The 7804-nt window shown below is 49.7% G+C and carries 7 protein-coding genes; 6 read left to right on the top strand and 1 reads right to left on the bottom strand.

Annotated elements, in window-relative coordinates; genetic code table 11:
• Both carA and ACTHUE_RS08305 read left to right on the top strand, forming a co-directional pair.
• Positions 1–1121, top strand: a 1121-nt coding sequence (gene carA, locus ACTHUE_RS08310) for a glutamine-hydrolyzing carbamoyl-phosphate synthase small subunit (protein ID WP_440423259.1), incomplete at its 5' end; no start/stop codon positions are given.
• Positions 1122–1262: 141 nt separating this feature from the next.
• A complete protein-coding gene (locus ACTHUE_RS08305) occupies positions 1263–1520 on the top strand; it encodes a SemiSWEET family transporter (protein WP_049331825.1) in 258 nt (85 codons plus the stop codon).
• Between the two features lie 57 nt (positions 1521–1577).
• Here the strand turns inward: ACTHUE_RS08305 and ACTHUE_RS08300 are convergent, their stop codons facing one another.
• The gene (locus ACTHUE_RS08300; RefSeq protein WP_168165176.1) at positions 1578–1760 is read right to left on the bottom strand and encodes a hypothetical protein; all 183 of its coding nucleotides are present in this window, start codon (positions 1758–1760) and stop codon (positions 1578–1580) included.
• Positions 1761–1889: 129 nt separating this feature from the next.
• Between ACTHUE_RS08300 and ACTHUE_RS08295 the strand changes: the two genes are divergently transcribed.
• From ACTHUE_RS08295 to ACTHUE_RS08280, 4 genes are all read left to right on the top strand, one after another.
• Positions 1890–2204, top strand: coding sequence for a hypothetical protein (locus ACTHUE_RS08295; protein ID WP_070695289.1), 315 nt, complete (start codon positions 1890–1892; stop codon positions 2202–2204).
• 25 nt (positions 2205–2229) lie between these two features.
• Positions 2230–5445: a carbamoyl-phosphate synthase large subunit gene (gene carB / locus ACTHUE_RS08290; RefSeq protein WP_070695288.1), complete on the top strand. Its 3216-nt coding sequence runs from the start codon at positions 2230–2232 to the stop codon at positions 5443–5445.
• A gap of 91 nt (positions 5446–5536) precedes the next feature.
• Positions 5537–6295: a nucleotidyltransferase domain-containing protein gene (locus ACTHUE_RS08285; RefSeq protein ID WP_070459507.1), complete on the top strand. Its 759-nt coding sequence runs from the start codon at positions 5537–5539 to the stop codon at positions 6293–6295.
• A gap of 14 nt (positions 6296–6309) precedes the next feature.
• Positions 6310–7371: a DNA polymerase beta superfamily protein gene (locus ACTHUE_RS08280; protein ID WP_107768720.1), complete on the top strand. Its 1062-nt coding sequence runs from the start codon at positions 6310–6312 to the stop codon at positions 7369–7371.
• Positions 7372–7804 lie beyond the last annotated feature (433 nt).

Genomic DNA, 7804 nt, shown 5'->3' with positions numbered 1-7804 from the left:
CGGCTCTTCTCGTTCTCGCTGACGGCAGCGTATTTCACGGCACATCAATCGGTTACGAAGGTTCGACTTCCGGCGAAGTCGTGTTCAACACTTCCATGACCGGCTATCAGGAAATCCTGACCGACCCTTCCTACTGCAAACAAATCGTTACCCTTACCTATCCACACATCGGCAACACTGGCACCAACGCTGAAGATGAAGAAAGCCGCAGCGTTTACGCCGCCGGTTTGATTATCCGCGACCTGCCGCTTTTGCACAGCAACTTCCGCGCATCCGAAAGCCTGCACGACTATTTGGTACGCAATAAAACTGTCGCCATCGCCGATATCGATACTCGCCGCCTGACCACCCTGTTGCGTGAAAAAGGTTCACAAGGCGGTGCAATCTTGACCGGTGCAGATGCCACCGTTGAAAAAGCACAAGAACTGATTGCCGCATTCGGCAGCATGGTCGGCAAAGACTTGGCAAAAGAAGTTTCCTGCACAGAAACTTACGAATGGACCGAAGGCGAATGGGAATTGGGCAAAGGTTTCATTACCCCTTCCGAACAGCCTTACCACGTTGTCGCCTACGATTTCGGTGTCAAAACTAACATCCTGCGCATGCTCGCCTCACGCGGCTGCCGCCTGACCGTCGTTCCGGCGCAAACTAGCGCGGAAGACGTGTTGGCACTCAATCCTGACGGCATATTCCTGTCCAACGGCCCCGGCGACCCTGAGCCTTGCGACTACGCCATCAAAGCCGTACAAAAACTGATGGAAAGCGGCAAACCGATTTTCGGCATTTGTTTGGGACACCAGCTGATCAGCCTCGCCATCGGCGCAAAAACCCTGAAAATGCGCTTCAGCCATCACGGTGCCAACCATCCAGTACAAGATTTGGATAGCGGCAAAGTCGTCATTACCAGCCAAAACCACGGTTTCGCCGTTGATGCTGACACTTTGCCTGCCAACGCACGCATTACCCACAAATCCTTGTTTGACAACACTTTACAAGGCATCGAACTGACAGACAAACCCGTGTTCTGCTTCCAAGGCCACCCCGAAGCCAGCCCGGGTCCGCAAGACGTCGGTTATCTGTTCGACAAATTCATTGACAATATCAAAGCAGCAAAACAATAAAGCTGATTGTTTCAGACGGCCACACTCAACTCAACAACAGGCCGTCTGAAAACCAAACCTCAAAAAATATAAATTCAGGTACACACTCTCTCAACATCTACACAGTCTGAAACCCAACCCTCTAATCAGAAAGGAAAAACCATGACAGAAAAGCAAATGCGCATTCTATCCGTCGTCGCCACCCTAACCGCCGTCGGTATGTACGTTTCCTATATCCCACAAATCCAAAACAACCTTGCCGGCAACCCCGGCTCGCCGTTGCAACCCCTCGTTGCCGCCATCAACTGCACATTATGGGTTGCCTACGGCTTTTTGAAAGAAAAACGCGACTACCCCGTCATGCTGGCGAACGCCCCAGGCATCATTTTGGGCTTGATTACGTTTGTCACTAGTTTTTAAGGAAGTTTTCAGACGGCCTGTGCAACATAAAAATGCAAAAGGTCGTCTGAAAAAGAGTCACCAAAATATCAACGGCAGGAATTTTTCAGGTAGCTTTTTATCGAAAGGCAGATGGAACAAACGCCGCGAGCATTTTTTCAGACGACCTTTGAACCCATCGGTAGGGTATGTGCCGCAAGGCACGCACGCGGTAGGTTGGAATTGCAGGAAAAATGGAGAACGCGTGCGTGCGTACCGCACACACCCTACATGTGGGCTACAGCTTGCTGGGTTAGCAAACCCGATGCTTTAGACAATTAAGCGGTTTGTGTTGGGTTTTCAACCCAACCTACGCTTGCTTTCTGTCATTCAATCTTTGTGGATAGAGAAATGGAATTTTCAAGAATTACTGCTGTTTGGCTGGATAATGCCAGCCCTCAAAATGAAGATAAATTTATTATTCTGACTGCATTAGAAAATAATAAAATTATTGAAGGAAGATGGTTTGGAGAACATAAACAAGCACAAAATACTTATCCTTTCATTTTAGATAAAGCTGCCAGTGAATTTAATTTTGGTTCATTCGATACTGAAATTTGGCATACTAATTTAGGCGAGAAAAAAATACAGCCAAACGAATTGTTTACAGTTTGGATTGACGACAAAGAATATATTTATCGGATTGAAACCACTTATAAATATTGAATAACCAACCCAAAGAGACCCACCCATGCCCAAACGTACCGACCTAAAATCCATCCTTATCATCGGCGCCGGCCCTATCGTTATCGGTCAGGCCTGCGAATTTGACTATTCGGGCGCACAGGCCTGCAAGGCTTTGCGTGAAGAAGGCTATAAAGTCATTCTGGTGAATTCCAACCCTGCCACGATCATGACCGACCCTGAAATGGCGGATGTTACCTACATCGAGCCGATTATGTGGCAGACGGTGGAAAAAATTATCGCCAAGGAGCGACCTGATGCGATTCTGCCTACCATGGGCGGCCAGACTGCGCTGAACTGTGCGCTGGATTTGGCGCGCAACGGCGTATTGGCGAAATACAACGTCGAGCTGATTGGCGCGACCGAAGACGCGATTGACAAAGCAGAAGACCGAGGCCGCTTTAAAGAAGCGATGGAAAAAATCGGTTTGTCTTGCCCGAAATCTTTTGTCTGCCACACCATGAACGAAGCTTTGGCAGCGCAAGAACAGGTCGGCTTCCCTACCCTGATTCGTCCTTCTTTCACGATGGGCGGTTCGGGCGGCGGTATTGCCTACAACAAAGACGAGTTCTTAGCAATTTGCGAACGCGGTTTTGATGCTTCGCCTACGCATGAGTTGCTGATTGAGCAATCCGTTCTCGGCTGGAAAGAGTACGAGATGGAGGTTGTACGTGATAAAAACGACAACTGCATCATTATCTGCTCGATTGAAAACTTCGACCCGATGGGCGTGCATACCGGCGACTCCATCACTGTTGCGCCTGCACAAACATTGACCGATAAAGAATACCAAATCATGCGTAATGCTTCGTTGGCAGTGTTGCGAGAAATCGGCGTGGATACCGGCGGCTCAAACGTTCAGTTTGCGGTAAACCCTGAAAACGGCGAGATGATTGTCATTGAGATGAACCCGCGCGTGAGCCGTTCTTCCGCGTTGGCATCTAAAGCAACGGGCTTCCCGATTGCCAAAGTAGCGGCCAAACTGGCGGTCGGCTTTACGCTGGACGAGTTGCGCAACGACATTACCGGCGGCCGCACGCCCGCGTCGTTTGAGCCTTCCATCGACTATGTCGTGACCAAAATCCCGCGTTTCGCATTTGAAAAATTCCCTGCCGCAGACGACCGCCTGACCACTCAGATGAAATCGGTAGGCGAAGTGATGGCGATGGGCCGTACCATTCAAGAAAGCTTCCAAAAAGCCCTGCGCGGCTTGGAAACAGGCTTGTGCGGCTTCAATCCGCGCAGCGAAGACAAAGCGGAAATCCGCCGCGAACTGGCCAACCCGGGCCCTGAGCGTATGCTTTTTGTAGCAGATGCGTTCCGTGCAGGCTTCACACTGGAAGAAATCCACGAAATCTGCGCCATCGATCCTTGGTTCTTGGCGCAAATCGAAGACTTGGTGAAAGAAGAAAAATCGGTTTCAGACGGCCAGTTGCAAGATTTGGATTACGCCGCTTTACGCCGTCTGAAACGCAAAGGCTTCTCTGACAAACGTTTGGCACAATTGTTGAACGTAAGTGAAAAAGAAGTCCGCGAACACCGCTATTCGCTGAAACTGCATCCGGTTTACAAACGCGTCGATACCTGTGCCGCCGAGTTTGCCACCGAAACCGCCTACCTCTACTCCACTTACGAAGAAGAATGCGAATCCCGTCCTTCCGATCGTAAAAAAGTGATGATTCTCGGCGGTGGTCCAAACCGTATCGGCCAAGGTATTGAATTTGACTACTGCTGCGTTCATGCTGCACTCGCCCTGCGCGAATCCGGTTTTGAAACCATCATGGTCAACTGCAACCCCGAAACCGTGTCCACCGACTTCGACACCAGCGACCGCCTATACTTCGAGCCGCTGACATTGGAAGACGTATTGGAAATCGTCCGCACCGAAAACCCATGGGGCGTGATTGTGCATTACGGCGGCCAAACCCCGCTCAAACTGGCCAACGCATTGGTGGCAAACGGCGTGAACATCATCGGCACATCTGCCGACAGCATCGACGCCGCCGAAGACCGCGAACGCTTCCAAAAAGTGTTGAACGACTTAGGTCTGCGTCAACCGCCTAACCGCATCGCCCACAACGAAGAAGAAGCCCTCGTTAAAGCCGAAGAAATCGGTTATCCGTTGGTTGTCCGTCCTTCTTACGTACTCGGCGGCCGCGCCATGCAGATTGTTCACTCTGCCGAAGAGTTGCAAAAATACATGCGCGAAGCCGTACAAGTTTCCGAAGACAGCCCTGTATTGCTCGACTTCTTCTTGAACAACGCCATCGAAGTGGACGTAGACTGCGTTTCAGACGGCCAAGATGTCGTTATCGGCGGCATCATGCAACACGTCGAACAAGCAGGTATCCACTCCGGCGACTCCGGCTGCTCATTGCCTCCATACTCTTTGGACGAAGAAATTCAAGACGAAATCCGCCGTCAAACCAAAGCCATGGCATACGCACTGGGCGTGGTCGGCTTGATGAACGTACAGTTTGCCGTACAAGACGGCGTGGTCTTCGTACTGGAAGTAAACCCACGCGCCAGCCGTACCGTACCGTTCGTATCCAAAGCCACCGGTGTACCGCTCGCCAAAGTCGGCGCACGCGTGATGGCAGGCATTTCGCTGAAAGAGCAAGGCGTAGAAAAAGAAGTCATCCCGGACTTCTACGCCGTTAAAGAAGCCGTGTTCCCATTCATCAAATTCCCAGGTGTGGACACCATTCTCGGCCCTGAAATGCGCTCTACCGGCGAAGTCATGGGCGTAGGCGCAAGCTTCGGCGAAGCCTACTTCAAAGCCCAACTCGGCGCAGGCGAACGCTTGAGCACAACAGGCAAAGTGTTCCTCGCCGTACGCGACGAAGACAAACCGCTCATCGTCAAAACCGCACAAAACTTCCAAGCACTCGGCTACGGTGTCTGCGCCACTCGCGGTACCGCCGAATACTTGAAAGAACACGGCATCATCGTGCAAGCGGTCAACAAAGTGCAGGAAGGCCGCCCACACATCGTGGACGCAATTAAAAACGGCGAAATCGCACTGGTGGTCAACACCGTCGGCAGCACAGTACAATCTGTTACCGACAGCCACAGTATCCGCCGCACCTCCCTCACCCAACGCGTACCGCAATACACCACCATCGCCGGCGGCGAAGCCATGAGCGAAGGCGCAAAAAGCCGCGAACACTTGGGCGTGTACAGCGTACAGGAATTGCATGGCCGTCTGAAAAACAAAGCCTAATCAATCCTATCGGATTTAAATAGCTAAAAGGCCGTCTGAAACCTGATTACTCAGTTTCAGACGGCCTTTCTGCAAAAATAAGGAAAACGTAATGAAACAAACTATTCAAGAAAAACTGACTCAAATTTCACTTGCCGAACCACTGCATTTTCTGCTGGCAGCGGAGAGCGGAAGCCGTGCATGGGGCTTTGCTTCGCCCGACAGCGATTATGACGTTCGCGCCGTTTATATCCGCCCGCAAGAACATTATCTGCAAATCGATGAAGCAAAAGATACGTTTGAATTTATTGAAAACCAATGGTTTGACGTAGGCGGCTGGGACATCCGCAAGGCTTTGCGCCTGTTGAGAAAAAGCAATGCCGTATTGCTGGAATGGTTGCGTTCGCCGATTGTTTATACACAAGATGAGGCATTCACAGACCATCTGAACGAACTTGCGCCCCAATACGTCCAAGCCGCCGCGTTGTTGCACCATTATCGCGGTATCGCCGGCAATGCTTTGAAAGCAATGGATTTGACGCAGCCGATTAAATTGAAGAAATGGTTTTACGTCTTGCGCCCTTTATTGGCGGCACGCTGGGCAGTGAAACAAGGCGGTATTCCGCCAATGACTTTGGTTGAGTTGATGAATGAGTGGCAGACAGATTGTGCTACCCAAATTACTGATCTGGTTGCATTAAAAGCGGAGCAGAACGAAAGTTATCTGCACACATTATCTCCAGAGCTGCAAAAGCTGACTGTTGACCTATATAACGAAGTTTCTGCCTTGTCCGCCACTGCTGCCGAACCTGCCGATAGCGGGCCTTTGAACGAATTGTTCCGCTCGACCTTGGCAACCATTTATCCGTAAAAGGCCGTCTGAATATGCTGACCCTCGAAGACTTGTACACGCAAAACCTGATTCTGCTTGAAGCCGTGTCCGGCAGCCGCGCCTACGGTTTGGCAACGCCCGAGTCCGATACCGACATCAAAGGCGTGTTTTACCTGCCCAAATCCATGTTTTACGGCATGGAATACATCCCACAAATCAGCAATGAGACCAACGATATTGTGTATTACGAACTGGGACGGTTTATTGAATTGCTGCTGCAAAGCAATCCGAACACGCTGGAGCTGCTGGCTTCCCCTTCCGACTGTGTGCGATACCGTTCGCCATTGATGGATGCGTTCAAAACCGAATGGTTTATCTCTAAAACCTGCCAGCAAAGTTTTGCAGGCTATGCCTACGGACAAATCAAAAAAGCACGGGGATTGAATAAAAAAATCAGCAATCCGATGCCGTCTGAAAAGAAAAGCATCCTTGATTTCTGCCACATCATAGAAGGCAGGCAAACCGTACCGTTACAGTACTGGCTTGCACAACGCGGAATGGAACAAAGGCGTGTAGGCTTAATCAAAATAGCCCACGCCCGAGAACTTTATGCGCTGTTTTACGATGCCGACGGCACACTTGGCTACCACAGTATTGCACCCAAACCCGAAGCCACAACGCTTTCACTCAGCTCCATTCCCGAAGGCGAAACACCGCTTGCCCATCTATCCTTCAACCAAGACGGATACAGCAGCTACTGCCGCGAATATGCCTCTTATCAACAATGGCTGGCAGAACGCAACGAAACACGCTATCAAGGCACGCAGGCGCACGGCCAAGGTTACGATGCAAAAAATATGATGCACACCTTCCGCCTGCTTGAAACCGCGCGCGATATTGCCCTTTATGGCGAGATCCGGCCACGCCGTCCCAATCGTGACGAATTGCTGGCCATCAAGCGCGGTTCTTTTCCTTACAATGAACTGTTGGCACGTGCAGAAACATTGATTAACGAAGTAGAAAATTTGTTCGCCCAGTCCGATCTACCGGCAGCTGTAAACAGCAGTTTGGCAATCAATTCCCTTGTTGAAATCCGAACCAAGATTTACGGATAAGAGAATCAAAAACAGAGGCCGTCTGAAATTATGTGTTTCCTCTTTTCAGACGGCCTTTTCATATTTCAAATTCCAACCGTCTGTCCATCAAAACAACCTTTTCTGCCATCTCCAAACAAGCAATAACAACATGAAATATAATTTCGTTATTGATCGGATTCATACGACAAAATTGTTGTTTTTTCATCATAATCTAAAAATATCGAGTTTAACGCCTATTCTCCTTGCTTTATAATGGCCGTCCAAAATAAAAATACAATTAAAGCAAAAGCATGTCTTTGCAACTTAAGCAGATTTGCATAATTGAATATATGCTTTAATCATAATAATGATAAAATAATACGGCTTTCCTCTAAATTAAAGGGAAAACTGCACAAGAAACGGAAAATAAAATGAGTGTCGGATTATTGCGTGTTTTGGTTCAAAGCCAGAC

It is taken from the genome of Neisseria sp. P0021.S005, assembly GCF_051956955.1.
The sequence above is the reverse complement of the archived record's forward strand: the minus strand, read 5'-3'. Positions and strand labels throughout refer to the sequence as shown.